We start from the raw sequence: 24,943 nt of genomic DNA, 5'->3' as shown, positions 1-24,943 counted from the left end.
CATGCGTCTTTGTTTCATATACACGGGTTCTTGACACAATCGCGCCCGCGCAATTCAGGCCGAGCGCATTTCAAAAATCACATTCCATTTCCATCTGGAGGTTCCCATGCGTAAATTTCTTCTCTCGATCGCAATCATGATCGGAGCTCTCGCTGCCGGCATCGGCTCGGCACATGCTGCTGACGCCAAGCAGGATTTCACGCTGATCAACCGGACTGGATACGATATTGACGCCGTTTTCGTCTCCCCCAGCAAATCGGACGACTGGGAAGAGGACGTGCTCGGCAAAGACGCCCTGGCCGATGGCGAAGCATGGGAAATCAAGTTTCATCGCGCTGCGAAGACCTGCCGCTGGGATCTGAAAGTCGTTTATTCGGACGACAATTCTTCGGCCGTCTGGTCGAATATCGACCTGTGCTCGGTGGAAAAGATCACGATCAAATACAACCGCTCTTCGGGCAAGACGTCTGCGACCTTCGATTGATCGCCTGATCGGTTGACTCATTCATGCAAAGGCCCGGTCGGCAATGCCGCCCGGGCCTTTGTCTTTTCCGGGCCTGGAAATCACTCCGGCTCGCACGGAAACCCTGGGCAGGGGTTCTGGCACAGAGCCATATCACCGCCCTGCGGCCCGCCGGCGTGACCGCCCCCGCCCCGACAAGACCTTGGGCCTTTCACCTACGCCGCGTATGTGAAATCGGCAAAGCGGTTTAACATACGCCGCGTATGTCAACCGACCCCGCCACCACTGCAGCGCCGCCCGCACCGCCACGGACCCGGCGCGCCGAGGCCATGGAGGCCACCCGCGCCCGCCTGCTGGCGACGGCGCGGCGCGCCTTCGCCACCCAGGGCTATGCCCAGACCTCGATGGACGAGTTCACGGCCCAGGCCGGGCTGACGCGCGGGGCGCTCTACCACCACTTCGGCAGCAAGCAAGGGCTGCTGACCGCCGTCATCGAGCAGATCGAGGCCGAGGTCGGCGAGCGCCTGCGGGCCGTTTCCGACGCCGCCCCCACGCCCTGGGAGGGCCTGCGCCGCCGCTGCCGCACCTACCTGGAGCTGGCGCTGGACCCCGAGATCCGCCGCATCATCCTGCAGGATGCGCGCGCCGTCTTCGGCGACGTGCCGCAGGCCGCGCAGTCGGTCGGCATCGCCGCGCTCGAAGCCGCGCTGCAGGGACTGATCGACCAGGGCACGGTGGCCGCCCCGCTGCATGCCGGCGCCATGGCCCGCATGCTCTACGGCGTGGTCACCGAAGCCTCCTTCTGGATCGCCGAGACCGACGGCGACCCGGCCGAGCGTCTGGCCCAGGCCAGCGATGCGCTCGACCGGCTCCTGGGCGGCCTGCGCGCCACCCGTTCCTGACACGCCTTTTACCCACACTCCACCCACCCTCATCCAGGAGCCTTCGCCATGCAGTGGACCAACACCCCCACCCGTTTCGGCGCCCTCGCCAAGTTCTTCCACTGGACGAGCGCCGCCGCCTTCATCGGCGCCTATGTCATCGTCTATTACGTGATCTGGTTCATGGACGACACCTCCGACGAGTCCCTGCCGGTGCTCAACATCCACTGGGTGCTGGGCCTGATCGTGGGCTTCATGGTGCTGCCCCGGCTGTTCTGGCGCCTGTCCAGCGTGCAGCCCGAAGACCCGCCCGGCACCCCGCTGGAACACGCGCTGGCCCACGCCGCGCACTGGGGCCTCTATGCGCTGATGATCGTGATGCCCTTCACCGGCTACATCGGCACGGGCGCGCCGACGCACTTCGGCCTCTTCACCATCCCCGGCTTCAACGAATCCGCGCTATTCGGCTGGATCAGCCACACCTGGGGCCTGAGCTGGGAGGCCTTCGAGGCGCCCATCGACGTGGTGCACCACTTCATCGGCAAATACGTGGCCTGGGTGATGGTGCTGCTGCACGTGGCCGCCGCGCTCTACCACCACCGCGTGCGGCGCGACGGCGTGCTCACGCGCATGCTGCCCGGCCGCGACTGAGTCCGCCCCGAGCCCCCCGCCTGACGCCGCGCCCCTGCCGGCGGCGTCAGCGGGCCATGCGCCGCCGCCGGCGCATCTCTGCCACACTGTGCCCGCATCCCACGCACCTTCCCTGGCACAACGGCATGGCCTCCCCCATCGACCCGCCCCGCACGCCGCTGGCGCCGGCCGCCCGCGCGCTGGCCGAGGCTGCGCTGCAGCGGCAGAACATGCTGCTGCGCCCTGCCGGCGCCACGCCGGCAGAGGCATCGTTTCCGGCCACGCTGCAGCCCGGCGCCGTGCCGCCGCAGTTCATCGCCCCGCCGCCACTGCCCCAGCCCGCCACGCCCGACCGCGTGAGCCTCTCGCCCCAGGCCCGTGAAAGCCTGCAGGGCGCGGAAGGCGGCGATGCGCCCGGCCGCACCGGCAGCGCAGCGGGCGGGTCGGACGGGCGGCCCGCGCAGGCGCCGCTGGCCAGCCTGGGCCGGCCCGCCGCAGCGGCCACCGATGCCGCCGCCCCGCTGCGCACCACGCCCTGGCCCACGGGCGGCGTGCCCGCGCCGCTGCGCCAGGTGCTCGACGCGCTGGTACGCCAGCTGACCGCGCCCGGCCAGGCGCCGCAGCGCGTGGTGGCCGCCCAGCCCTGGTCCGCCGCGCTGGAGGCGCAGCTCGCCGCCCACGAAGACACGGCCCTGCCGCCGCTGCGCACCTGGCTGGTGGGGCAGGGCGCGGTGCAGACGGGCGAAGGCGCCCGCCCCGTGGCCGTGGCGCTGCGCGTGCCCGCCGCGTGGCTGCAGGAACAGCCCCCATCGGCCGCTGGCGCCAATGCCGCAAGCCCGCTGTCCGCCGCCTTCGCCGGCCGGCCCCAGGCGCTGGCGTCGGGCCTCTTCGCGCTGGTGCTGCAGTCGCCGGAGGCGGACGGTGCCCGCACCAGCGCGCTGCTGGCCCTCGATGTCACGCCCTGGCTCGCCGCGCAGGCCGCCACCGTCTATGGGCGCGACCCGCGCAGCGCGGGCGACCCCTGGCTGCAGATGGCCGCCCTGCAAGCCGCCGGCTGGCGCCCGCCCGAGGAGGACGAAGACGCGCGCGGCGGCCAGGGCACGCCCTGCGACACGCCCGGCTGCCCCTATCTGGGCCAGGCCGCCTGCGTGCAGCCCTTCTGCATGGCGCTGCGCGTGGCGCCTGCGGATGAAGCGCAGCGCCTGGGCGAGCGGCTGCCGCCGCCCCCGCACAACGACAAACCGCCAGGGCCCGGGTAGGGCGCTGGCGGCTTCTGGCTGCCGCGCGGGCCGGATGGGCGCGCGCGGCAGGGGTTCGCTGTCGGGTTCGCCGACGTCAATGCATCAGGGATAGAGGCCGCGCATTTCGCGGGCGCTCAGGATGCGCTGGCAGGCCACGATGAAGGTGGCGGTGCGCAGCGTGACTTTGTGTTCCTGGGCCACGTGCCAGATGCCCGCGAAGGCCTCCTGCATGATGCGGACCAGGCGGGCGTTGATCTCGTCCTCGCTCCAGAAGAAGCTGGAGAAGTCCTGCACCCATTCGAAGTAGCTGACCGTCACGCCGCCGGCGTTGGCGATCACGTCGGGCAGCACCAGCACGCCCTTGTCGGCCAGGATGTCGTCGGCCTCGGTGGTGGTGGGGCCGTTGGCGCCTTCGATCACCAGCTTGGCCTTGATCTTGCCGGCGTTGTCCTTGGTGATCTGGTTCTCCAGCGCGGCGGGGATCAGGATCTCGCAGTCCACGCTCCAGAAGTCTTCGTTGGCGATGGTCTCGGCGCCGGCGAAGCCGCCCACGCCGCCGGTGTGCCGCACATACGCCAGCAGCGCCGGCACGGCCAGGCCGTCCTTGTTGAAGATGGTGCCGGTGTGGTCCTGCACGGCGACGACCTTGGCTCCCGCTTCGGCGAAGAGCTTGCCGGCGATGCCGCCGACGTTGCCGAAGCCCTGCACGGCGACGCGTGCGCCTTCGATGGGCAGGCCGGTGAGCTTGGCGGCTTCCACGCCCACGGTGAAGACGCCGCGGCCGGTGGCCTCGACGCGGCCGAGCGAGCCGCCCAGGTCCACGGGCTTGCCGGTGACCACGCCGGTGGCGGTGGCGCCCACGTTCATGGAGTACGTGTCCATCATCCAGGCCATGACCTGGCCGTTGGTGTTTACGTCAGGCGCGGGAATGTCCTTGGAGGGGCCGATCAGCAGGCCGATCTCGCTGGTGTAGCGGCGCGTGAGGCGTTCGAGTTCGCCGCGCGAGAGCTTCTTGGGATCGACGCGGATGCCGCCCTTGGCACCGCCGTAGGGCACGTTCACGGCCGCGTTCTTCACCGACATCCAGGCCGAGAGCGCCATCACTTCGGACAGCGTCACGTCCTGGTGGAAGCGCACGCCGCCCTTGCCGGGGCCGCGGCTCAGGTTGTGCTGCACGCGGTAGCCCTCGAAGTGGGCGATGGTGCCGTTGTCCAGCTCGATGGGCACGTCAACGATCAGGATGCGCTTGGGGCGCTTGAGCGTTTCGACCCAGCGCGCGAGGCCGCCGAGGTACGGCGTGACGCGGTCCACCTGCTGCAGGTAGTTGCCCCAGGGGCCGAGGTGGTCGGCCTGGAGGTAGGAGGGCACGGCGTGCTGGACGAGGGTGTCGGGGGTGTTCGACATACGGAGGTTCCTTGAAGGAAGTCAGTTCAGGCGGATGACTGTATGCCTGCCCCCGGCGGCTGTCCAAGGCCGGAGTGTTTCGGGGTTATGCATCGGATGCATAACCTTGCCGAACGCCGTGCGATCCCGACGGACCATCAAAAACCATAGCATCTTACCCAGATTCAACAAGGGCTACGGCGCGATAAGGTCAGAAGCCCAGGCCCTTGAGCAGCTGCGTGCCGGTGCCGATCGGGTCCTGCCGCATGCGGGTTTCCTCGCGGCCCACATAGGTGAAGATGCCGTCGGCGGTCTTGCCGGCCACGTAGTCCGAGAGGCGCGCCTCGTCGAAGCCCAGCGCCGAGAGCTGGGCCGTCTTCTGCAGCACGCCGCTGGCCTGCAGGGCGTTGCGCACCAGGGGCTTGAGCTGGCTGGTGACCTGTGCGCCCGTGCTCTTGCGCAGGTAGTCGGTGGCGCCGGTGCTGCCGCCCCGGGCGATGTCGATGGCGTCGTTGAGCGTGGCGCGGTCGATGGCGGCGCGGAAGATGGGCTTGGCCTGCGCGGCGGCCTGTTCGGCGGCGCGGTTCAGGGCCGCATCGAGGTTGCCCGACAGGCCCGACTGCTGGGCCAGGTCCAGCAGCTTGCCCACGCCGCCGTGGCCCGCCGCGCCCGGCAGGCCGATGCGGATGGCCGAATCGGCCGAGAAGGCGCCGGGCTGCGAGAGCTTGTCGAGCGCGGCGTCGGACGCCTGGGCCAGCAGCGGCTTGATGCCGAAGGAGGGCGCCTGCGCGGCGGCGGGCTGGGCCGCGAGGGCCGCACAGGCCAGGGTGGCGGTGGCGCCCAGGGCGCGCCAGAAGGAGAAGCGGGAGGTCATGGGAGCGGTCTCCGAAACAGGAACATGCGCGCCATTGTGCGGCGGGGCCCGGGCCGGGCCGCCACCACGCCACACACCCCGCGCCGCACCCTGCGCTATTCGACCTTGAACTTGGAGAGCGCCGGATCGCCCTCGGGGTAGCGCAGGTCGAGTTTCTGCAGCACCTCGCGCAGCACGGTGGCGATCATCAGGTTGCGGTGGGTCTTGGAATTGGCCGGCACGATGGTCCACGGTGCCCAGGGCGTGTGCGTGGCGGCCAGCAGGGTGGCGTAGGCGCGCTGGTAGTCGTCCCACTGCTTGCGCGCCTCGATGTCGCCCATCTCGAACTTCCAGTGCTTGGCCGGGTCGTCCAGCCGCTCCTGCAGACGCTCGCGCTGCTCGTCCTTGCCGATGTGCAGCATGAACTTGACGATCACCGTGCCGGTCTCGGCCAGCATGCGCTCGAAGTCGTTGATGTGCGCCAGGCGCTGGGCGTGCTGCTCGGGCGTGATCCAGCCCTGCACCACGGGCACCAGCACGTCTTCGTAGTGGCTGCGGTTGAAGACCACGGTCTCGCCGGCCCCGGGCACCTGGGCGTGGATGCGCCAGAGGTAGTCATGTGCGCGCTCCACGTCGGTGGGTGCACGCCAGCCCACGGCGCGCAGGCCCAGGGCGCTCATGCGGCCGAACACGCCGCGGATGGTGCCGTCCTTGCCCGAGGTGTCGGTGCCCTGCAGCAGCACCAGCAGCTTGTAGCGCCGGTCGGCGTAGAGCAGGTTCTGCAGGCCGTCCAGCTCCGCGGCCAGGGCCTCCACCGCGGCCTTGTCCTTGGCCTTGTCGCCTTGCGAGAAGGGCTTGGCGCCGGGGTCGAAGCGCTCCAGCGCCAGGGGTTCGGGCACGTCCTTGCGGTGGGCGGGCAGGCTGGCGAAGGCCTGGGGCTGCCAGTCGGCCCATTGCCGGGCCAGATCGGGATCGATGCGGGAAAAGGGTGCGAAGTCCATCGGCGCGTCTCGTCTCTGCTTCTTGTGGGAGGAAACACTGTAGCCGCGCCGCGGGCCTCAGCTTGTGGGCCGAAGGCTAAGCCTGCGTCACATGCACCCCGGGCCGGCGGCCATCGTTCCAGCGCCCGCCCAGCGCGCGCTCGATCTGCGCAGCCAGCTGCAGCAGCAGGCCGTCGTGGCCCTGCCGGGCCTGGGCGTGGATGCCGAAGGGCAGGCCGTGGTCCTGCGCGCCCATGGGCAGCGAGAGGGCCGGAATGCCGCAGAGGTTGGAGAGCGGCGTGTAGGCGAAGAACTGCCAGAGGTTGTCGAACCAGTCCAGCACGTCGGGGTTGCTGCTGGTGGTGAGGTATTCGGTGGTGCCCACGGGCGGCGTGGGCCGCGCGGTGATGGGGGTGAGGATGATGTCCCACTCCTCGAAGAAGGCGCCGAAGCCGCGCGCCGTGGTGTTGAACACGGTCTGCATGCGGTGGCGCTCGGCATAGGGCAGGTCGCGGCCGGCCTCCCAGATGCGGATGTTGATGGGCTCGATCAGGTCGGCGGGCGGCGATTCGAGGCCGCGCCGCTCCAGCAGGCCGTTGATGACCTGGGCGAAGTTGCTGATGTAGCAGGTGGTCTGGGCGCGGAAGGCGGCGCGCAGGTCCACCTGCGGCAGCGCCCATTCGACGTGGTGGCCCAGGCCTTCCAGGAAGCGGCCGGCCTTTTCCAGCTCGGCCACGATGGCGGGCGTGGCGCGGTAGTCGCCCCATTCGTGCGAGAGCGCGATGCGCAGGCGGGCCGGATCGCGCCGGATCAGTTCTGTATAGGGCTCGGGCGCCGTCCAGTAGGGCATGAACTCGCCCGGCGCGCCGCCCCGGCAGGCATCGACGAAGGCGGCCGTGTCGCGCACCGTGCGGCTGTGGCAGCCCTGGGTGGAGACATAGCCCGTGATGTCCGAAGCCTGCGGCGCGATGGAGAACACGCCGCGCGAGGGCTTGAGGCCGATGTTGCCGTTGAAGCCCGCCGGGATGCGGATGGAGCCGCCGCCGTCGGTGGCGTGCGACATCGGCACCACGCCCGCCGCCACGATGGCGGCCGTGCCGGCGGAGGAGCCGCAGGTGGTGTAGCCGGTGTTCCAGGGGTTGCGCGTGACATAGACGGCCGGGTTCTCGGCCGAGCTGCAGACGCCGAATTCCGGCGTGGTGGTGCGGCCCATGAGGTTCAGCCCCGCGCGGCGCATCTGCCGCGTGAGCCAGGCGTCTTCGGTGGGGCGGTTGCCGCGCATGAAGAGCGAGCCCTGCTCCTGCAGCCGGCCGGCCAGGGTGGGGCCCAGGTCCTTCATGAAGAAGGGCACGCCGGCCAGCGGGCCCTCGGCATTCACGCCGGCCTGCAGCGGATCGGCCACCGCATCGGCGAAGACCTCCACCACCGCGCTCAGGGCGGGGTTCACCTTCGCCACGCCGGCCGCCGCCTGGGCGGCCAGTTCGGCGGCGGTCACCTCGCCCCGGCGCACCCTCTCGGCCAGGCCCACCGCGTCGTGGGCGGCCCATTCGTCCCAAGTCATTGCCAAGCTCATGTCGTACCTTGCGTTCGTTCGTAGGGATGTTTGCGTTGTCGTCCTGCCGCGCTCAGGCCCAGCCCAGGCCCAGGCGCAGCACCAGCAGCGTCGCCGTGCCGGTGAGTATGGTGCCCGTCACGTCGCCGCGCCGGGCCCAGTGGTAGAGCAGGGCGGCGGCCACGGCGGCCAGGCGCGCATCGCGCCAGTCCGACGGCAGGTGGCCCTGGTTCAGGAAGATTTCCGGCACCACCATGGCCAGCAGCGCGGCCACGGGCGCGTGGCGCAGGCCCTGGCGCAGCCAGCCGGGCAGGCGCGGCTCGCCGTGCGGCAGCAGGAAGAAGCTGCGCGTGAGCACGGTGACCAGCACCAGGGCGATGACGGCCAGCCAGGGGAGGAGGTTCTCTGCGGCGAAGGGCATGGCGGTGGCTGCGGCTCTCAGGCCTTGTTCCAGCGGCGGTCGGCCCAGATGCCCACCGCGAAGGCCGTGGCGATCGCCATGACCACGTTCAGCCCCATGGGCCAGGAGGCAGTGGCCAGCGCCACCACCGCGGCGGCGGCGGCCGAGCAGCGCACGGCGCGGTCCACCAGCATGGGCAGGGCCAGCGCCAGCAGCGCCAGCACGCCCACGAAGCGCAGCCCCCAGGCGGTGGGGATCGCATCGGCCAGGAAGATGCCGGCCAGCGACGCTGCCTGCCAGGCCGCCCAGTTGGTGAGCGCCAGCCCCAGGAAGTAGCCCTGCTGCTCGGGCGTGGCGCGCCCGCCCGGCGCGGGCTGCGGAAAGCGCTGCACGAAGCGCGCATAGATCGGGTCGCCCGCCAGGTAGGCCAGCAGCATGCGCCGGCCGCGCCCGTGGCCGCCGAAGTAGCGCCGCCAGTGCACGCTGAACACGACGAAGCGCAGGTTCAGCACCCCGGCGGTGGCGGCGATGATCCAGAGCGGCGCGCCCACGGCGATCAGCGGCAGGCAGGCCAGCTGCGAGGCGCTGGCGAACACCAGCAGCGACATGGCCAGCACCAGTTCCAGCCCCAGGCCGCTGTTGCGCATGGCCACGCCCGTCACCAGCCCCATGGCCACCGTGCCCAGCGCGGCGCCGGCGATGTCGCGCCCGCCGCGCGCGAAGGCGCGGCGCCAGGCCGCATCGGCGGGCAGCAGGCGGCGCCGTGGCAAGGAAAGCGACGGCATCAGATGACAGCGGCGGCGCCGGCCAGCTCGGCGCGGGGCGCGGCGGCCAGCAGGCGGCGCGTGTAGCCGTGCGCGGGCGCGCCGAACACGGCGGCGGTGGCGCCTTCCTCGACGATGCGTCCCTGGCTCATCACGATCACGCGGTCGCACAGCTGGGCGGCCACGCGCAGGTCGTGGGTGATGAAGAGGATGCCCAGGCCCAGGTCGCGCTGCAGCTCGCGCAGCAGGTCCAGGATCTGCGCCTGCACCGACACGTCGAGCGCCGACACGGCCTCGTCGGCCACCAGCACCTGGGGCTGGCAGGCGATGGCGCGGGCGATGGCCAGCCGCTGGCGCTGCCCGCCCGAGAACTGGTGCGGATAGCGCTGCAGCGCGGTGCGCGGCAGCTGGATGCGGTCCATCAGCTCTTCGGCCGTGCGCTGGGCGTGGCGCCGGTCCATGCCGAAGTTCATGGCGCCTTCGATCATCGAGGAGCCCACCGTGCGGCGCGGGTTGAGCGAGCGGTTCGGGTCCTGGAACACCACCTGCACGCGCGAGCGCAGCGGGCGCAGCCGGCTTTCGGGCAGCGACTGCACCTCGCGCTCGCCCCAGGCGATGCGGCCCTCGGTAGGGTCGATCAGCCGGATCATGCAGCGCGCGAAGGTGGACTTGCCCGAGCCCGATTCGCCCACCACGCCCACCGTCTCGCCGCGGTGCACGGCCACGCTCGCGTCCTGCAGCGCGGTGTTGTGGCGGGCGCGGCCCAGCCAGTCGCGGCGGGTGTAGGTCTTGCCCACGCCCTGGCCCTGCAGCAGCGGCTTGCCGCCGGGCAGCTCGCGCGCGGGCGGCGGCGTCATGCCGGGCACGGCGGCCAGCAGCATGCGGGTGTAGTCCTCGCGCGGCTGGCGCAGCACCTGTTCGCAGGGGCCGTGCTCCACCAGCGCGCCGCGGTGCATGACCATCACCTCGTCGGCGATCTCGGCCACCACGCCCATGTCGTGCGTGATGAACAGCACGGCGCTGCCCTGCTCGGCCTGCAGCTCGGCGATGAGCTGCAGGATCTCGGCCTGCGTGGTCACGTCCAGCGCTGTGGTGGGCTCGTCGCAGATCAGCAGGCGCGGCTTCAGGATGATGGCCATGGCGATCACGATGCGCTGGCGCTGGCCGCCCGAGAGCTGGTGCGGGTAGCTGGCGAAGATGCGTTCGGGGTCGGGCAGGCGCACGCGCTCGAACACCTGGAGGATGCGGCGCTTGCGCTCGGCGGCGCCTTCGGTGGTGTGGGTGCGCAGCAGCTCGTCGATCTGCTCGCCGCAGGCCAGCACCGGGTTGAGCGCGGTCATCGGCTCCTGGAACACCATGCCCATGACGCGGCCGCGCAACGCGCGCAGCCGGCTTTCGGGCACGTAGCGGCCGGCCTGCAGCAGCGGCTCGCCGCCCAGCGCGATGTCGCCCGACGTGATGGCAAGGCCCTTGGCCAGCAGCCCCATCACGGTGGTGGCGAGCACCGACTTGCCCGAGCCCGATTCGCCCACGATGCACAGCGTGCGGCCGGCCTCGATGCGCACGTCGAGCTGAGCGATGGCGTGGGGCCGGTCGGCATCGGCGGGCAGGGCCACCTGCAGGCCGCGCACTTCCAGCACGGTGGAGGGCGCGGCGGCGGAGCCTGCGGCAGCGCCGGCCAGCACTTCGCCGAGCGCGCGTTGTTGGGGATGGGGTTTCATGGCGTGGGCCCTTCTCGTTTCAGGCGCGGCGGGAGAACTTGGGATCGAGCACGTCGCGCAGACCGTCGCCCAGCAGGTTGATGGCGAGTACCGTCGGCACCAGGAAGAGCGCGGGCCACAGCACGTTGCCCGGCGCCTGCGAGAACAGCACCCGGCCTTCGGCCATGATGTTTCCCCAGGTGGGCACGTCGGACGGCAGGCCCAGCCCCAGGAAGCTCAGGATGGCCTCGGTCAGCACGGCCGAGGCGGCGATGAAGGTGCCCTGCACGATCAGCGGCGCCAGCGCGTTGGGCAGGATGTCGCGCCACAGGATGGTGGCATCGGGCGTGGCCAGGGCGCGGGCGGCCTCGACGAAGGGCTCGTCGCGCAGGCCGATCACCAGCGCCCGCACCAGGCGCGTGACGCGCGGCACCTCGGGCACGGCGATGGCCAGGATCACGGTGGGCAGCGTGGCGCCCAGCATGGCCACCAGGGTGATGGCCAGCAGCACGGCGGGAATGGCCATCAGCCCGTCCATCACGCGCATGAGCACCGCGTCGGCCGCGCGGAAGTAGCCCGCCAGCATGCCCAGCGTGCAGCCCAGGGCCACGGCCAGCGCGGCGGTGAAGCCGCCCACCATCAGCGAGATGCGGGTGCCGTAGAGCACGCGGCTCCAGATGTCGCGGCCCACGCTGTCGCTGCCCATCCAGAAGGTGTGCTGCACCTGCGCGCCGTCGGGCAGGGTGACGGCGCCCGAGGCGCCGGCCGCCACGTTGATGAAGGAGGCATCCATCGCCGCCGGGTCGATGGTGCCCAGCCAGGGCGCCAGCAGGCCCAGCAGCGCGAGCGCGGCCAGCACGATGGCGCCGCCGCGCACGGCGCCGTGGCGCAGCAGGCGAATCCAGGGGGTGGTGGGGTTCATGGGGAAGGCTCCAGGCAGGTCGGCGGGTGGGCGTTTTTTCAGTAGCGGATGCGGGGGTCCAGGGCGAGGTAGCTCAGGTCCACCAGCAGGTTCACGGCCACGTAGATCAGCGCGAAGAACAGCACCACGCCCTGCAGCACGGGGAAGTCGCGGTTGAGCACCGCATCCACCGTGAGCTGGCCCAGGCCGGGAATGGCATAGACGGTTTCGGTGACCACCACGCCGCCCAGCAGCAGCGCGGCGCTCACGCCGATCACGGTGACCACCGGCACGGCGGCGTTGCGCAGCGCGTGGTGGGTGAGCACGGCGCGTTCGCTGATGCCCTTGGCGCGGGCGGTGCGGATGTAGTCCTCGGTCAGCGCCTCGCTCACCGCGGCGCGCGTCACCCGCGCCAGCAGGGCCACGTAGGTCACGGCCAGCGTCAGGCAGGGCAGGGCCAGCTGCCGCGCCCAGGGGCCCAGGCCGTCGGCCATGCGGCGGTAGCCCTGCACGGGGAACCACTGCAGCTTCATGGCCAGCAGGTAGATGAGAACGTAGCCGATCACGAACACCGGCACCGAGAAGCCGGCCACCGAGAAGGCCATCACCGCCTTGTCGATCCAGCTGCCCATGCGCCAGGCGGCCAGCGTGCCCAGCGGCAGCGCGATGGCCACGGCCAGCACCAGGGTGCCCACGGCCAGCGACAGGGTGGGCTCCACGCGCTGGGCGATCAGCTCCAGCACCGGCTTGTTCAGGAAGAAGGAGAAACCCAGGTCGCCCTGCAGCACCTTGCCGGCCCACAGCAGGAACTGCGTCCACAGCGGCTGCGTGAGGCCCAGCTGCACGCGGATGCGGTCCAGGTCTTCGTTGGTGGCGCTGTTGCCGCCGATGATGGCCGCCGGATCGCCCGGCGTGAGCCGCACGATCATGAAGACGGTGATGGCCACCACCAGCACGACGGGCAGCGTGGAAAGAAGGCGTTTGCCGAGAAAGGCCAGCATGGTCGCGCTCCCCGGCTTATTGCTTGCGGATGTTCCAGTACACCTGGGCGCCGGCCGGCACCAGGCCGCTCACGCCCTTGCGCACCGCCGCAGGCTGGCTGAACTGGCCCACGGGCACGTGGGTCACGGTCTCGAAGGCGCGCAGCTGGGCGGCCTCGGCGAACTTCTTCTTGTCGGCGTCGGTGGTGGCCGTGGCGAACTGTTTCTTGATGGCTTCGAGCGTGGGATCGTCCTGCCAGCCGAACCAGCCCTTGTCGCCCGTGGCGTTCATCATCGACATGGTGATCGGGTTGAGGATGTCCGAGGCCGTCCAGGCGGTGAGGAAGGCGCTCCAGCCGCCGGCCGTGGGCGCGTCCTTGCGGGCGCGGCGGCTCACCAGGGTCTGCCAGTCCATGTTCTGCAGATCGACCTTGAAGCCGGCCTGCTCCAGCTGCTGCTTGGCCACCAGCGGCAGCTTGCCGATGGTGCCGTTCTCGGCCGGGCGCATCAGCACCACGGGTTCGCCCTTGTAGCCGGCTTCCTGCAGCAGCGCGCGGGCCTTCTGCGGGTTGGCGATGCCGGTGTACTCGCCCGTCTTGTCGGATTCGAACGGCGTGCCGCAGGGGAACATGCTCTTGCAAAAGCGCGTGAGGCCGGGCGCGCCCACCTGGGTGCGCAGGAAGGCCTCCTGCCCCAGCGCCAGCATGGCGGCGCGGCGGATCTTCTCGTTGTTGAACGGCGCGTGCAGGAAGTTGAAGCGCAGGATGAACTGGTTGCCCGCGGGCTGCGCATCCACCAGCTCGATCTGCGGGTTGCTGCGCAGCACGGCGTACTGCTCGAACGCGGGCTGCTCCAGGATGTCGGCCTCGCCGTTGAGCAGCGCGCTGAGCTGCGTCTGCGCATCGCGGATGAAGAGCCATTCGACGCGATCGACGTACACGTTCTTGCCGCCGGCGGTGCCCGAAGGCGCCTCTGCGCGCGGCTTGTACTTCGTGTTCTTCACGAACACGGCCTTCTCGCCGGGCCGGAATTCGTCGGCCTTGAAGAGATAGGGGCCGGAGCCGATGGTCTCCTTGATCTGCACGTCGCCGGGCGTGTCGGCCACGCGCCTGGGCATGATGAAGGGCACGTTGGACGAGGGCTTGCCCAGCGCCTCGGTCACCAGGCCGAAGGGGCTCTTCAGGCGCAGCACGAAGGTCCTGGCGTCGGGCGTTTCGTACTGGCCGATGGCCTTGGCGAGCTGGTCGCCGAAGGTGTCGCGGCTGGCCCAGCGCTTGAGGGAGGCCACCACGTCCTCGCTGGTGACGGGCTTGCCGTCGCTGAACTCCAGCCCGTCGCGCAGCGTGAAGGTCCAGACCTTGCCGTCCGGCGACACCTTCCACTGGCTCACCATCTGCGGCTGGATGCGGCCCTGCGCATCGGTGCCGAACAGCGTGTCGTAGATCATGTAGCCGAAGTTGCGCGAGATGTAGGCGGTGGTCCAGATCGGGTCCAGCACCGTCATGTTCGACGCGGGAATGATCCGCAGCGTGCCGGCGGCTGCTGATGCCGCTGCGGGCTGCGCCGATGCGCCCAAGGGCAGGCTGCAGGCCAGCACGGCCGTGAGGGCGCAGGCCCAGCGCGCGAGCTGCGCTGCGGCTCGGCGGCGGGCCGGCTGGGCGGGGAAGGACTGGGTGGTGGTTGGCATGACGGGCTTCCTGGGTCGCCGGGGCACGGCGTGTCGGGGGGCCGCACCGCATCGCGCTCCAGGCGCTGGAGCAGGGCGGCGGGCCGGGCTCTATTGAGGCATCGAAAGCGCCGAATGTGTATGTACAGTTGGCACCGCCTGTTGTAGAACAGTTGCCGCCGCGCCCTGTTTTGGGGCCGGCCCGCGCACAGCTTGCGTGCACGCCTGCTGCGCATGCCGGCTGCATGCCAACCACCACCACCGCACGCCATGATCCCTCTCGACCCCGCAAGCCCGCAGCCGCTGGTGCGGCAGGTGTACGACGCCCTGCTGGCCGACATCTCCACCGGCCGCCGGCCCGCCGGCGAGCGCCTGCCCTCGGTGCGCAAGCTGGCGCAGGCCTGCGGCATCAGCACCATGACCGCCACCAACGCCTACCAGCGGCTGGTGGCCGAAGGCCATGTGGAGGCGCGCCCGGCCAGCGGCTACTACGTGGCCGCATCGCCCATGGACAAATCGCAGCGTCGCCGCCCCTTCCAGGGCCGCACGTCGGTGGATTCGCTCTGGCTGCTCAAGCACGTGTACGAGGACGACCGCGCCCTGCGCAACGCCGGCTGCGGCTGGGTCCCTCCCGAATGGCTCTATGCCGACGGCGTGCGGCGCGCCATGGCGGCGCTGGCGCGCAAGACGCCCACGGGCCTGGCCCGGTACGGCACGCCCTACGGCTACCTGCCGCTGCGCCAGCAGATCCAGATCCTGCTGGGCCAGCGCGGCATCGAGGCCGCGCCGCACCAGATCGTGATGACGCACGGCGCATCGCAGGCGCTGCTGCTGGTCGCCAAATGCCTGCTGCAGCCCGGCGACGTGGTGCTGGTGGACGAGCCCGGCTCCACCAACCTGTTCGCCATGCTGCGCTCCATGGGCCTGAAGCTGGTGGGCGTGGAACGCACGCTGCAGGGCCCCAACCTGGCCGCGCTGCAGTCGCTGCAGCAGCGCCACCGGGCCAAGGCCTTCTTCACCACCTCCAACCTGCACAACCCCACGGGCAGCCAGATCAGCCCGGCCGTGGCCTACCAGCTGCTGCGCCTGGCCGAGCAGATGGACTTCACCCTGGTGGACAACGAGGCCATGGCCGGGCTGGAGCCGCCCGGCTCCACCTGCCTGGCGCGGCTCGACCAGCTGCGCCGCGTGATCCACGTGGGCAGCTTCTCCAAGACCGTCTCGCCCAGCCTGCGCGTGGGCTTCGTGGCCTGCAGCGAGGAGATGGGCGAGAAGATCATCTTCCAGAAGATGGTGAGCAGCCTCACCACGTCGGAGCTGAACGAGAAGCTGCTGCTGGCCGTGCTGGTGGACGGCCACTACCGCACCCACCTGCAGCGCCTGGCCGAGCAGCTGCAGCAGGCACAGCAGGCCGTCTGCCGGGGCCTGCAGGCCGCGGGCATGCAGCTCTTCATGGAGCCTGCCGGCGGCCCCTTCCTCTGGGCGCGCTTCGAGCGCGGCGACGTGGACATGCGCGCCCTGGCGCAGCGCGCCATCGCCCACGGCTTCCTGCTGGCGCCGGGCGACCTGTTCCGCAGCGACCTGCGGCCCGCGCCCTGGCTGCGCTTCAACGTCGGCTATGCCGACGATGCGCAGCTCTACCGCTTCCTGGAGCGCGAGGCGCGGGCGCTGCGGGTACAGGCATGAGCCCGGCTGGCGCTATTCATTAAATAGCGCCGCACCCTTATGGGGAAAGGGCTGCAGGCCGGAATGCCTGGAATTTCTGCAGCCCCGGCGCGAACCGTCAGCGCATCGGCACCGGCATCAGAAGCTGTGCTGCAGCCCCGCCACCACCTGCCGGCCCAGGCCCGGCATGACGGTGAGCGCGCCCCACGAGGTGGCGGCGTAGTGCCTGTCGAAGAGGTTGTGCACGTCCAGCGTCAGGCGCGTGCGCGGGTCGATCTGCCAGTAGGCCGTCACACGTGCCGTGGTGTAGCCCGGCAGGCGGTAGGTGTCGTTGGCCGTGGCGGTGCGCTCGCCCACGTACACCAGGCCGCCGCCCACGCCATAGCGCCCGCCCGAGGCCAGGCGGTCTTCGCGGATGGCGAAGAGGCCGCCGCTCACGCGCGGGATGCCCAGCAGGCGCTTGCCCAGCAGGGCCGGGTTGTTGTCGCGCAGCACCTCGGTGTCGGTATAGGCGGCGTTGGCCGTCAGGCGCCAATGGGCGTCGAGCTTGCCGGACATGTCGGCCTCGATGCCGCGGCTGCGCACCTCGCCCGCCGCCACGCTGAAGTTGGCGTTGTTCGGGTCACGCGTGAGCACGTTGGTCTTGCGGATGTCGAACACGGCCATGGACGCGATCAGGCGCTGGTCGGGCGACTGCCACTTGGCGCCGGCCTCGAAGGCCTTGCCCTTGGTCGGCGCGAAGGCGTTGCCCGACGCATCGCCGCCGGCATTGGGCCGGAACGAGCGGCCGTAGGAGACATAGACCGAGCTGTCCGGCGTGAGCATGTAGCTCAGGCCCACGCGCGGCGAGGTGGAGGAATGTTCCTGCGTGGTGTTGGTCTTGGCCAGCCGGTCCTCCAGGCTCTGGTGGAAGCGGTCGAAGCGCACGCCGGCCAGCAGCTTCCAGCGCGCAGTCAGGTCGATCTGGTCCTGCAGGAAGAGGCCCGTGGCGCGCTGGTGGTCCACCGTGTCGAAGAGCGGCGTGAGCGGCGCGGTGCGCCCCACGCCGTAGGTCGGCTGGTAGATGTCGATGGCGTACGGCGCCGTGTTCGGGTTGGAATAGATGCCGTACTGGCCCACGAAGAGCCGCCAGGATTCCACACCCGCCAGCAGCGTGTGGCGCAGGCTGCCCGTGGTGACCTTGCCTTCGACCTCGGCCTGCAGCGAGACGTCGCGCGAGGGCAGGGTGCGCCAGCTGTCGCGGCGGCGCAGCGTGCGGTTGTCGGGCAGCAGCGTGCTGTTGAGGTCCATCGCATCGCCGTAGAGCTCGGTCTCGCGGTAGGAAGCACCCACGCGCGTGCGCCAGCCCTGGCCCAGGTCGTGGTCCAGCGTGAGCTGGTGCGTGTCGCCCGTCACGTGCAGCTTGCCGCGGTTGGGCTCGCCCAGGAAGCGGTCCGCCGGCAGGGCCAGCGCGTTGCCGTTCACCTGGATGGTGCCCCGGTCCAGCGGCGTGCGGATGCGGATGAACTCGGCCTCGTACTGCAGCACCGTGCTGTCGCCCAGCGTCCAGGCGAAGGCCGGGGCGACCACGTACTTTTGGTTGTCCACCAGGCTGGTGCGGCTGGCGCCGTCCTCGGCCGCCACGTTCAGGCGATAGGCGAGGTTCTGCGAAATGGGGCCGGTGGTGTCCAGCGTCGCGCGGCGCATGCCCAGCGTGCCCACTTCCAGGCCGGCCTTGTGCGATGCGGTGAACTGCGGCTTCTTGGTGACGATGTTGAGCGTGCCGCCGGGCTCGCTGCTGCCGTAGAGCGCGGCGGCCGGGCCCTTGAGGAACTCCACCCGCTCCACCGTCGCCATGTCGCGCATGGGGCCATAGCCCCGGCCGGAGGCGAAGCCGTTGAGCAGCGAGCCGCCGTCGGTGTTGCTGAAGCCGCGGATGGCGTAGTTGTCCCAGGTGCCGCCGAAGTCATTGAGGCGCGTGACGCCGCTCACGAAGTCCACCGTGTCCGCCAGGCGCGTCGCGCCCAGGTCTTCGATGAGCTGCTGCGACACCACGCGCACGGCCTGCGGCGTCTCGATCAGGGGCGTGTCGGTGCGGGTCGCCGCGGTGTTGCGCTGCGCGCCCTGGTAGCCGGTGGCGGCATCGCTGGCGTCTTGCACGCGCACTTCGTTCAGCGTGGCGGTCGGCGCTGCCGCTGCAGCGGCGGCAGCAGCGTCCGCCGCATGGGCCGCGCCATGGGCAGCCAGCGCGGCCGTGAGCGCCAGCACGGCCTGCGCCAGCGGCGCGCGGCGGGGAGCGAACGAAGACGAAGACGGGGAGGACGGCGAGAAAGCAGGCATGGGAGGAGGACGAAGGCAACAGGCCGGATGGCTCCGGCCCGGGTGGGCAGGGGAAAGAGACGGTGGGGGCCGCGCTCGGCGCGGACCGGTGCGAAGACGGCAGGCACTCCACCGATGCGTGAAGCGGCCGAACTGTAACACCATGTTGAGAACCAATCTCATTCTCTGTCGCATTTGTGCGACGCGATGCGGGGTTGACGCACTCTTGTCTTTCATCCCTCTTGGGTCAACGAGCGCTCTTTGGCGCTGCGACGAAATGTGGTGACGGCAGCGGCCACGAAGATGGTCGTGACGGCAACATGAGGTCTCATCAACTCAACGAGACCAAATATGTCCAACGTCCTTTCAGAGGATGACCTCCGCCACAAGCTCATCAACTTGCTCAAGGAAGATGAGCGTACTCATAACAGTCTCGCGGAGTGCCATGGCTGTCTGTGGTTCGACAAGCATCCTCACGTCATTTCTGGCCCTAACTGGGCGATCGCCAGATCTGAGCAGTTCAAGCGGCTTCCCGTAGAGGTACAAGCCGCAATGAGGGACGCAGAACTCGCAATGCAAGAGGAACATCAGTTGGGGCTCATGCCACTTGGGCTATCAACGACCAGCTAGTTCCCAGCTTGACACGCAGCAAGCAATACACGGCGATCGCTCAGTCCTGCGCCTGCTCGCTGCCCCGCTGCAGCCACTCCACGAAGCGCCGCGCGCCCAGCCCCAGCGGGCGTTCCTTGGACCACACCACGTCCACCCAGAGCTTCACGCCGTTGCTGAGGTTGTCGAACGGCATCTCCACCAGCGTGCCGGCCTGGATGCGCGGGTCCACCAGCTCGCGGGGCTGCCAGCCCCAGCCCAGGCCGGCTTCGATCAGGCTCAGCGCGGCCAGGTGGTTGTCGGTGCGCCAGTGGTGGCGGGCGAAGACGAAACGCGGGTCGGTCTGCGCCAGATCGCGGCCGGCGACGACGATCTGGCGGGTGGTGGTGAGGTGGACCTCGCTGAGCGGCGCGCCGGCAGCGGCCTGCATCACCGGGTGCTGGGGCGCGATGACGGCCACCAGGGTTTCGCTGCCCACTTCCTGGAAGCCCTCGCGCCCGTCGATGCTGGGGCGTTCGAACACCAGCGCGAGCTGGGCGCGGCCGGCGTGCAGCAGGGCCATGGCGTCGGCCTGGGGGGCGGCCAGCACTTCGACCTGCAGCAGGGGATGGTCGGCGGTGAGGGCGGCCAGCGCCTCCGTCCAGGGGCCGGCCAGCAGCTCGGGGGCGATGGCGATGGTCAGGCGCTCTTCCAGCCCCTGCGTGAGGGACAGGGCCTGCGCGTTGAGTTGGCGCAGCTGCGCGCCCAGCAGCCGCGCCTGTGGCTCCAGCGCCCGGGCGGCGGCGGTGGGCTGGGGCTCGCGCCCGCTGCGGTCGAAGAGCTGCACGTCCAGCTCGGCCTCCAGGTGGGCGATGGTCATGCTCACGGCCGAGGGCACGCGCGAGAGCGCCCGGGCGGCGGCGGAGAACGAGCCGTGGTCCAGCACGGCCAGGAAGACGTTGACGCTGTCGGAGGAGAAAGCCATGGCCGGATTTCTATCAGAAAAACTGAAACAAGCTGACTTTATGTATCAGCCGCACGCACATACAGTGCGAGGCATGTCTTTGCACACCTCTTCCTCCGCCGCCGCTGTTTCCCCCGCCAACGCACCCGCCGCCCCGCGCGCTGCTGCCGCCGCCGCCGGGCTGCAGGGGCCGTGGCGCCGCGTGGTCTATGTGTCGCTCTACGAGCTGATCGCCATCGCCTTCGCCACGGCCGGCCTGGCGCTGCTGACCGGCCAGGGCGCCGGGCACTCCAGCGCCGTGGCGGTGGCCTGTTCGGCGATCGCCATCGCCTGGAACATCGGCTTCAACTGGGCCTTCGAGCGCTGGGAGGCGCGCCAGCCGGTGCGCGGGCGCAGCGTGGGCCGCCGGGTGGCGCATGCCATCGGATTCGAGGGCGGGCTGGCGCTGATCCTGGTGCCGCTCTTCGCCTGGTGGTTCGACGTGACGCTCTGGGAAGCGCTGGTGATGGACCTGGGCCTGCTGCTCTTCTTCCTGGTCTATACCTTCGTCTTCAACTGGGGCTTCGACCGTGTGTTCGGGCTGCCGGCCTCGGCGCGAGGCTGAGCCGGCTGCGCTGGCTCTAGGAACGTGTTCACGATCTAAGCGGTCCACAGCGCCGCAGCGGCCGTGCGCGTTTCCACGCCCAGCTTCTCGAAGATGTGCTCCAGGTGCTTGTTCACCGTGCGCGGGCTCATGCCCAGGATGTCGGCGATGTCGCGGTTGGTCTTGCCCTTGGCGATCCAGGAGAGCACCTCGGTCTCGCGCGGCGTGAGCGGGGTGGGGGGCGTGCGCGCAGCCGGCGCGGCGCCCGCTGCGTCCACCGACAGCAGCAGCATGGTTTCTCCGAGGCCGCTGGCGCCCAGCGGCCGGGCCGCCAGGCGCTGGCCCTCCGGCAGCGGCACGGTGCCGTCGCCCTGCCGCTGCGCCTGCGCCAGCCAGCGGAGCATTGCGGGCACGGGTGCGGGGTCGGTCACGAAGGCGGCCTCCAGCCAGCGCGTGGCCTGGGGCGAGCGCCAGGCGATGCGGTCCTGCCCGTCGAGCACCACCACGCCCATGCCGGCCACGTCCACTGCCTCGCGCGCCAGCCGGGCTGCGCGGGCGTTGGCGACGTGCGTGGCCAGCCGGGCCATCACCTCTGGCAGGCGCAGCGGCTTGACCACGTAGTCCACCCCGCCGGCCGCGAAGCCGCGCACGATCTGGTCGGTTTCCGAGAGGCCGGTCATGAACACGATGGGCACGTGCGACCAGGGCGGCGTGGCCTTGATGCGGGCGCAGAGCGTGAAGCCGTCGGTGCCGGGCATGACGGCGTCCAGCAGCACGCCGTCGGGCACGGCCAGGTCGAAGCGTTCCAGCGCCTCGTCGGCATCGCGCGCGGCCAGCACGGCGTAGCCTTCGGCGGCCAGCGCGTCGCCGATCATGCGCAGCGTGGCGAGGTCGTCGTCCACCACCAGGATGACGCGCTGCGGCGCAGCGGAAGGGGCGGCGGGGACGGAAGCGGGGGCGAGGTCAGTCGGGTTCATCGGTGTCGTCTTCGGGTTCGCGCAGCAGGCGGGTGAGCCGGTCGAAGTCGAGCTGGCCGGCCGCCTCCTGCAACTGCTCCAGCAGCGCGGCCAATTCGGGATGTGCGGCCTGGACCGCATGCAGCCGGGCGCGCAGCGCGGAGGCCTGGCCGGAGCGGGCCAGCTGGTGCAGCGCCTCGCGCAGCGGCTCCGGCAGCGGCGCTGCGCAAGCCGCCGCGGCAGCGGCCTGCGCGGGGGTGGTCGTGGTGGTGGCGGCGGCGGGGCGGGGCGTTTCGTCCGGCGCCGGGTCGTGCAGCCACTGCAGGCCCAGCGGGGACTGCAGGGCCTGCAGCAGTTCGGATTCGACCACCGGCTTGCCCACGAAGCCCTGGCAGCCCTGGGCGGCCACGCGCGCGCCGTCGTTGTCGAACTGGTTGGCGGAGACGAAGACGATGGGCAGCGCCGCGGCCGGCAGGCGCTCGCGCAGCAGCGCGGCGGTCTGCCAGCCGTCGAGATCGTCCATGGTGATGTCCAGCAGCACCAGGTCGGGCGGCGACTGGCGCACGATCTCCAGGCATTCGCGCCCGCTCGCGGCTTCGCGCACGTCGAAGCCCAGCGGCATCAGCAGGCCGGCGAGCAGCTGGCGCTGCAGCGGCTGGTCGTCCACCACCAGCAGGGTGCGGCGCGGCGGCCGGTAGCCCACCACGGGCCGCAGGGCGGCGGCCTGCGCGGGCTGCCAGGCCGGGTCGGGCGCGGCGGCGGGCAGATAGAGGCGCGCGGTGAAGGTGCTGCCCTGGCCGACGGTGCTGCGCACGCTGAGCTGGCCGCCCATGAGTTCGGTCAGCAGATGGGTGATGGTCAGGCCCAGGCCGGTGCCGGCCTCGCTGGCGCGGCGGCCGGCGCTGCCGCGCTCGAAGGGCAGGAAGATGCGTTCGAGGTCCTGCGGCTCGATGCCGATGCCGGTGTCGATGACCTCGATGCGCGCCACGTGCGCGCGGAAGTCCAGCCGCAGCCGCACTTCGCCCTGGCGGGTGAAGCGCACCGCGTTGGACAGCAGGTTGATGAGGATCTGCCGCAGGCGCTTGGCGTCGGCGCGTATCCATTCGGGCATCGCACCCAGCACTTCCACGGCGAAGGCCAGGCCCTTGGCCTCGGCCTGCGGGCGCAGCATGCCCTCGACGTCGCGCACCAGCTCGGGCAGCGGCAGCGGCGCGAGCACCTGCCGCAGCCGGCCGGCCTCGATGCGCGCGAGTTCCAGCGAGTCGTCGATCAGCGCATGCATGTGCCGGCCGCTGCGCTCGATGGTGGAGAGCGCGTCGCGCAGGGCATGCGGGTCCGGCGGGCCCTTCTGCAGGATCTGCGTGTAGCCCAGGATGCTGTTGAGCGGCGAGCGCAGCTCGTGCGTCATGCCGGCCACGTAGCGGGTCTTGGCCATGTTGGCGGCCTCGGCGCGGTCGCGCGCGGCCTGCAGTTCGGCGTCGGTGCGCTTGTGCGCCTCGATCTCCTGCAGCAGCAGCTGGGTCTGGCGTTCGGATTCGTCCTGCGCCATGCGCCGGCTGTCGGTGCTGAGCACCACCCACCACGCGCACACGGCGGCCAGCAGCGCGAGCAGGGCATAGACCTTGAGGAAGGGCCCGCGCAGGAACTGCGCGGGCGTCTCCAGCCCCTCCTGCACATAGACCACGCCGATCAGGAAGGCGAGGGCCGCGCACAGCGACACCAGCACCATCAGGTACTGGCCGAGCCGGAAATTCACCTTGGCCGCCCAGGCGCGCGGCAGCAGCAGCGTGGCCAGCCCGCGCAGCTGGTCGGCCGCGCGCGAGCCGGTCTTGCAGCGGTCGTGGCAGCGCGATTCGAGCGAGCAGCACAGCGAGCAGATGGCCGCGCCGTAGGCCGGGCAACCGGCCATGTCCTCGGACTCGAAGCGGTTCTCGCACACGGCGCAGCGCACCAGCTCGCCCGGCGCCCAGCCGTTGGCGGGCTGGCGGGCCAGGTAGTAGCGCCCGCCCGTCCACCACGCCAGCAGCGGCGACAGCGCCATCGACAGGGCCAGCGCGATGAGGGGCGAGAAGGCCGCCGCGGCCTCGCCCAGCAGGCCGGCATAGGCACAGCAGGCCACGGCGGCGGCCAGCACCATGGCGCCCAGGCCCACGGGGTTGAAGTCGTAGAGATAGGCGCGGCGGAACTCGATGCCGCGCGGCGAGAGGCCCAGCGGCTTGTTGATGACCAGATCGGCCACCAGCGCGCCCACCCAGGCGATGGCCACGTTGCTGTAGAAGGCCAGCACCTTCTCCAGCGCGCCGAACACATCCAGCGTCATCAGCAGCGTGGCGATGCCCACGTTGAACACCAGCCACACCACGCGCCCCGGGTGGCTGCGGGTGATGCGCGCGAAGAAGTTGGACCAGGCGAGCGAGCCCGCATAGGCGTTGGTGAGGTTGATCTTGATCTGCGAGACGACGACGAACAGCACCGTCACGGCCACCGCCATGCCGGGCAGGCCCAGCGACTGCATCACCTGCTGGAAGCCGGCCAGGAACATCTGCGTGGGCTCGGCCGCGCGGTGCACGCCCACCTCGAACTGCAGCGCCGCGAACGCGAGGAAGGCGCCGCCCGCCATCTTGAGCATGCCCATGGCGATCCAGCCCGGCCCGGCCACCAGCACCGCGCCCCACCAGCGCCAGCGGTTGGCGGCGGTGCGCTCGGGCAGGAAGCGCAGGAAGTCCACCTGCTCGCCGATCTGCACCACCAGCGAGAAGATCACCGCGCAGGCCGAGCCGAACATGAGCGGATCGAACTGGCTGCTGCCGCTCTTGAGGCCCGAGAGGCTGGTGAAGTCGCGGTAGAGCTGCGGCTGCGCGAGCGCGATCCACACGAAGGGCAGCAGCAGCAAAAAGAGCCAGAGCGGCTGCGTCCAGGCCTGCAGGCGCGAGATCAGCGTGATGCCGCGCATGGCGAGCGGCAGGATGACGAGCGAGGAAAGCACGTAGCACCACTGCAGCGGCCAGTCCACCACCAGCTGCAGGGCGAGGGCCATGATGGCCGCCTCCAGCGCGAAGAAGATGAAGGTGAACACCGCGTAGATCAGCGAGGTGATGGTCGAGCCCAGGTAGCCGAAGCCCGCGCCGCGCGTGAGCAGGTCCATGTCCAGCCCGTAGCGCGCGGCGCAGTAGGCGATCGGCAGGCCGGTGAGGAAGATCAGCACGCCCACCGCGAGGATCGCCCAGAGCGCGTTGGCGAAGCCGTAGTTGAGCGCAATGGCGCCGCCGATGGCCTCCAGCGCGAGGAACGAGAGCGAGCCGAAAGCCGTGTTCGCCACGCGGAATTCGCTCCAGCGCCGGAAGCTCTTGGGCGTGTAGCGCAGCGCGTAGTCCTCCATGGACTCGTCGGCCACCCAGGCGTTGTATTCGCGCCGGAAACGGAAGATCGTCTGCCTGGCCGCAGGGGCATCGGTGGGGGTTGCCATGCCGTGCAGGCATGCAAGAAACGTTCTTG

The 24,943-nt window shown here is 70.7% G+C and carries 21 protein-coding genes; 7 read left to right on the top strand and 14 right to left on the bottom strand.

Annotated elements, in window-relative coordinates; all coding sequences use genetic code 11:
- Positions 1–106: 106 nt before the first annotated feature.
- The 4 genes from BM070_RS14945 (at position 107) to BM070_RS14930 (ending at position 3,233) form a co-directional block, all read left to right on the top strand.
- Positions 107–484 carry an argininosuccinate lyase gene (locus BM070_RS14945; RefSeq protein ID WP_175518512.1) on the top strand — a complete coding sequence of 126 codons (378 nt, stop codon included), beginning with the start codon at positions 107–109 and terminating at the stop codon, positions 482–484.
- A 242-nt stretch (positions 485–726) separates the two neighbouring features.
- A complete protein-coding gene (locus BM070_RS14940; protein ID WP_092940217.1) occupies positions 727–1,365 on the top strand; it encodes a TetR/AcrR family transcriptional regulator in 639 nt (212 codons plus the stop codon).
- Positions 1,366–1,413: 48 nt separating this feature from the next.
- A complete protein-coding gene (locus tag BM070_RS14935) occupies positions 1,414–1,995 on the top strand; it encodes a cytochrome b (RefSeq protein WP_092940216.1) in 582 nt (193 codons plus the stop codon).
- A gap of 125 nt (positions 1,996–2,120) precedes the next feature.
- Positions 2,121–3,233, top strand: a complete 1,113-nt coding sequence (locus BM070_RS14930) for a hypothetical protein (protein ID WP_245785240.1) — start codon at positions 2,121–2,123, stop codon at positions 3,231–3,233.
- Between the two features lie 84 nt (positions 3,234–3,317).
- On the opposite strand, the gene BM070_RS14925 is transcribed toward BM070_RS14930, so the two are convergent.
- From BM070_RS14925 to BM070_RS14880, 10 genes are all read right to left on the bottom strand, one after another.
- Complete coding sequence (locus BM070_RS14925; RefSeq protein WP_092940215.1) at positions 3,318–4,619, bottom strand: Glu/Leu/Phe/Val family dehydrogenase; 1,302 nt, start codon at positions 4,617–4,619, stop codon at positions 3,318–3,320.
- Positions 4,620–4,809: 190 nt separating this feature from the next.
- Entirely contained in the window at positions 4,810–5,472 is a 663-nt protein-coding gene (locus BM070_RS14920; RefSeq protein ID WP_092940214.1) for a DUF4197 domain-containing protein, read from the bottom strand.
- Positions 5,473–5,567: 95 nt separating this feature from the next.
- Entirely contained in the window at positions 5,568–6,452 is an 885-nt protein-coding gene (locus BM070_RS14915; protein WP_092940213.1) for a PPK2 family polyphosphate kinase, read from the bottom strand.
- Between the two features lie 76 nt (positions 6,453–6,528).
- Positions 6,529–8,004, bottom strand: coding sequence for an amidase (locus BM070_RS14910; protein WP_092940212.1), 1,476 nt, complete (start codon positions 8,002–8,004; stop codon positions 6,529–6,531).
- A 52-nt stretch (positions 8,005–8,056) separates the two neighbouring features.
- Entirely contained in the window at positions 8,057–8,404 is a 348-nt protein-coding gene (locus tag BM070_RS14905) for an AzlD domain-containing protein (protein WP_092940211.1), read from the bottom strand.
- A gap of 17 nt (positions 8,405–8,421) precedes the next feature.
- Positions 8,422–9,153: an AzlC family ABC transporter permease gene (locus BM070_RS14900; protein WP_245785239.1), complete on the bottom strand. Its 732-nt coding sequence runs from the start codon at positions 9,151–9,153 to the stop codon at positions 8,422–8,424.
- A 14-nt stretch (positions 9,154–9,167) separates the two neighbouring features.
- Complete coding sequence (locus BM070_RS14895; protein WP_092940209.1) at positions 9,168–10,868, bottom strand: dipeptide ABC transporter ATP-binding protein; 1,701 nt, start codon at positions 10,866–10,868, stop codon at positions 9,168–9,170.
- A gap of 19 nt (positions 10,869–10,887) precedes the next feature.
- Positions 10,888–11,769: an ABC transporter permease gene (locus tag BM070_RS14890; RefSeq protein WP_092940208.1), complete on the bottom strand. Its 882-nt coding sequence runs from the start codon at positions 11,767–11,769 to the stop codon at positions 10,888–10,890.
- A gap of 38 nt (positions 11,770–11,807) precedes the next feature.
- Entirely contained in the window at positions 11,808–12,749 is a 942-nt protein-coding gene (locus BM070_RS14885) for an ABC transporter permease (RefSeq protein WP_092940207.1), read from the bottom strand.
- Positions 12,750–12,765: 16 nt separating this feature from the next.
- Positions 12,766–14,415, bottom strand: a complete 1,650-nt coding sequence (locus BM070_RS14880) for an ABC transporter substrate-binding protein (protein WP_092940206.1) — start codon at positions 14,413–14,415, stop codon at positions 12,766–12,768.
- A gap of 249 nt (positions 14,416–14,664) precedes the next feature.
- Here BM070_RS14880 and BM070_RS14875 point away from each other — a divergent pair, with 249 nt between their 5' ends.
- Positions 14,665–16,080 (top strand): aminotransferase-like domain-containing protein, encoded by a 1,416-nt coding sequence (locus BM070_RS14875; protein ID WP_092940205.1) that lies wholly within the window; start codon positions 14,665–14,667, stop codon positions 16,078–16,080.
- A gap of 117 nt (positions 16,081–16,197) precedes the next feature.
- Here the strand turns inward: BM070_RS14875 and BM070_RS14870 are convergent, their stop codons facing one another.
- Complete coding sequence (locus BM070_RS14870) at positions 16,198–18,378, bottom strand: TonB-dependent siderophore receptor (RefSeq protein WP_092940204.1); 2,181 nt, start codon at positions 18,376–18,378, stop codon at positions 16,198–16,200.
- Between the two features lie 330 nt (positions 18,379–18,708).
- Between BM070_RS14870 and BM070_RS24815 the strand changes: the two genes are divergently transcribed.
- Complete coding sequence (locus BM070_RS24815; protein WP_175518511.1) at positions 18,709–18,987, top strand: hypothetical protein; 279 nt, start codon at positions 18,709–18,711, stop codon at positions 18,985–18,987.
- 40 nt (positions 18,988–19,027) lie between these two features.
- Here the strand turns inward: BM070_RS24815 and BM070_RS14860 are convergent, their stop codons facing one another.
- On the bottom strand, positions 19,028–19,930 hold the full coding sequence (locus BM070_RS14860) for a LysR family transcriptional regulator (RefSeq protein WP_092940202.1): 903 nt from the start codon (positions 19,928–19,930) through the stop codon (positions 19,028–19,030).
- Between the two features lie 160 nt (positions 19,931–20,090).
- Between BM070_RS14860 and BM070_RS14855 the strand changes: the two genes are divergently transcribed.
- On the top strand, positions 20,091–20,513 hold the full coding sequence (locus BM070_RS14855; RefSeq protein ID WP_092940322.1) for a PACE efflux transporter: 423 nt from the start codon (positions 20,091–20,093) through the stop codon (positions 20,511–20,513).
- Positions 20,514–20,548: 35 nt separating this feature from the next.
- Here BM070_RS14855 and BM070_RS14850 read toward each other — a convergent pair whose 3' ends face one another.
- The gene (locus BM070_RS14850) at positions 20,549–21,469 is read right to left on the bottom strand and encodes a response regulator transcription factor (RefSeq protein WP_175518510.1); all 921 of its coding nucleotides are present in this window, start codon (positions 21,467–21,469) and stop codon (positions 20,549–20,551) included.
- Positions 21,456–24,914, bottom strand: a complete 3,459-nt coding sequence (locus BM070_RS14845; RefSeq protein WP_175518509.1) for a hybrid sensor histidine kinase/response regulator — start codon at positions 24,912–24,914, stop codon at positions 21,456–21,458. Before BM070_RS14845 ends, BM070_RS14850 begins: the two co-directional genes overlap by 14 nt.
- Positions 24,915–24,943 lie beyond the last annotated feature (29 nt).

It is taken from the genome of Paracidovorax wautersii (genome assembly GCF_900113035.1).
In the GTDB taxonomy this organism is placed as follows: Bacteria; Pseudomonadota; Gammaproteobacteria; order Burkholderiales; family Burkholderiaceae_C; genus Paracidovorax; species Paracidovorax wautersii.
Note: the sequence above shows the minus strand (reverse complement) of the source record. Positions and strands in the feature narration are given on the sequence as shown.

Bases quoted from the DNA above. Each gene is read 5' to 3' on its own strand.
- BM070_RS14945 (WP_175518512.1), top strand. From the start codon at position 107: ATGCGTAAATTTCTTCTCTCGATCGCAATCATGATCGGAGCTCTCGCT.
- BM070_RS14925 (WP_092940215.1), bottom strand. From the start codon at position 4,619: ATGTCGAACACCCCCGACACCCTCGTCCAGCACGCCGTGCCCTCCTAC.
- BM070_RS14875 (WP_092940205.1), top strand. From the start codon at position 14,665: ATGATCCCTCTCGACCCCGCAAGCCCGCAGCCGCTGGTGCGGCAGGTG.
- BM070_RS14930 (WP_245785240.1), top strand. From the start codon at position 2,121: ATGGCCTCCCCCATCGACCCGCCCCGCACGCCGCTGGCGCCGGCCGCC.
- BM070_RS14895 (WP_092940209.1), bottom strand. From the start codon at position 10,868: ATGAAACCCCATCCCCAACAACGCGCGCTCGGCGAAGTGCTGGCCGGC.
- BM070_RS14920 (WP_092940214.1), bottom strand. From the start codon at position 5,472: ATGACCTCCCGCTTCTCCTTCTGGCGCGCCCTGGGCGCCACCGCCACC.
- BM070_RS14850 (WP_175518510.1), bottom strand. From the start codon at position 21,469: ATGAACCCGACTGACCTCGCCCCCGCTTCCGTCCCCGCCGCCCCTTCC.
- BM070_RS14870 (WP_092940204.1), bottom strand. From the start codon at position 18,378: ATGCCTGCTTTCTCGCCGTCCTCCCCGTCTTCGTCTTCGTTCGCTCCC.
- BM070_RS14880 (WP_092940206.1), bottom strand. From the start codon at position 14,415: ATGCCAACCACCACCCAGTCCTTCCCCGCCCAGCCGGCCCGCCGCCGA.
- BM070_RS14860 (WP_092940202.1), bottom strand. From the start codon at position 19,930: ATGGCTTTCTCCTCCGACAGCGTCAACGTCTTCCTGGCCGTGCTGGAC.
- BM070_RS14910 (WP_092940212.1), bottom strand. From the start codon at position 8,004: ATGAGCTTGGCAATGACTTGGGACGAATGGGCCGCCCACGACGCGGTG.
- BM070_RS14845 (WP_175518509.1), bottom strand. From the start codon at position 24,914: ATGGCAACCCCCACCGATGCCCCTGCGGCCAGGCAGACGATCTTCCGT.
- BM070_RS14885 (WP_092940207.1), bottom strand. From the start codon at position 12,749: ATGCTGGCCTTTCTCGGCAAACGCCTTCTTTCCACGCTGCCCGTCGTG.
- BM070_RS14890 (WP_092940208.1), bottom strand. From the start codon at position 11,769: ATGAACCCCACCACCCCCTGGATTCGCCTGCTGCGCCACGGCGCCGTG.
- BM070_RS14915 (WP_092940213.1), bottom strand. From the start codon at position 6,452: ATGGACTTCGCACCCTTTTCCCGCATCGATCCCGATCTGGCCCGGCAA.
- BM070_RS14935 (WP_092940216.1), top strand. From the start codon at position 1,414: ATGCAGTGGACCAACACCCCCACCCGTTTCGGCGCCCTCGCCAAGTTC.
- BM070_RS24815 (WP_175518511.1), top strand. From the start codon at position 18,709: ATGTCCAACGTCCTTTCAGAGGATGACCTCCGCCACAAGCTCATCAAC.
- BM070_RS14940 (WP_092940217.1), top strand. From the start codon at position 727: ATGTCAACCGACCCCGCCACCACTGCAGCGCCGCCCGCACCGCCACGG.
- BM070_RS14905 (WP_092940211.1), bottom strand. From the start codon at position 8,404: ATGCCCTTCGCCGCAGAGAACCTCCTCCCCTGGCTGGCCGTCATCGCC.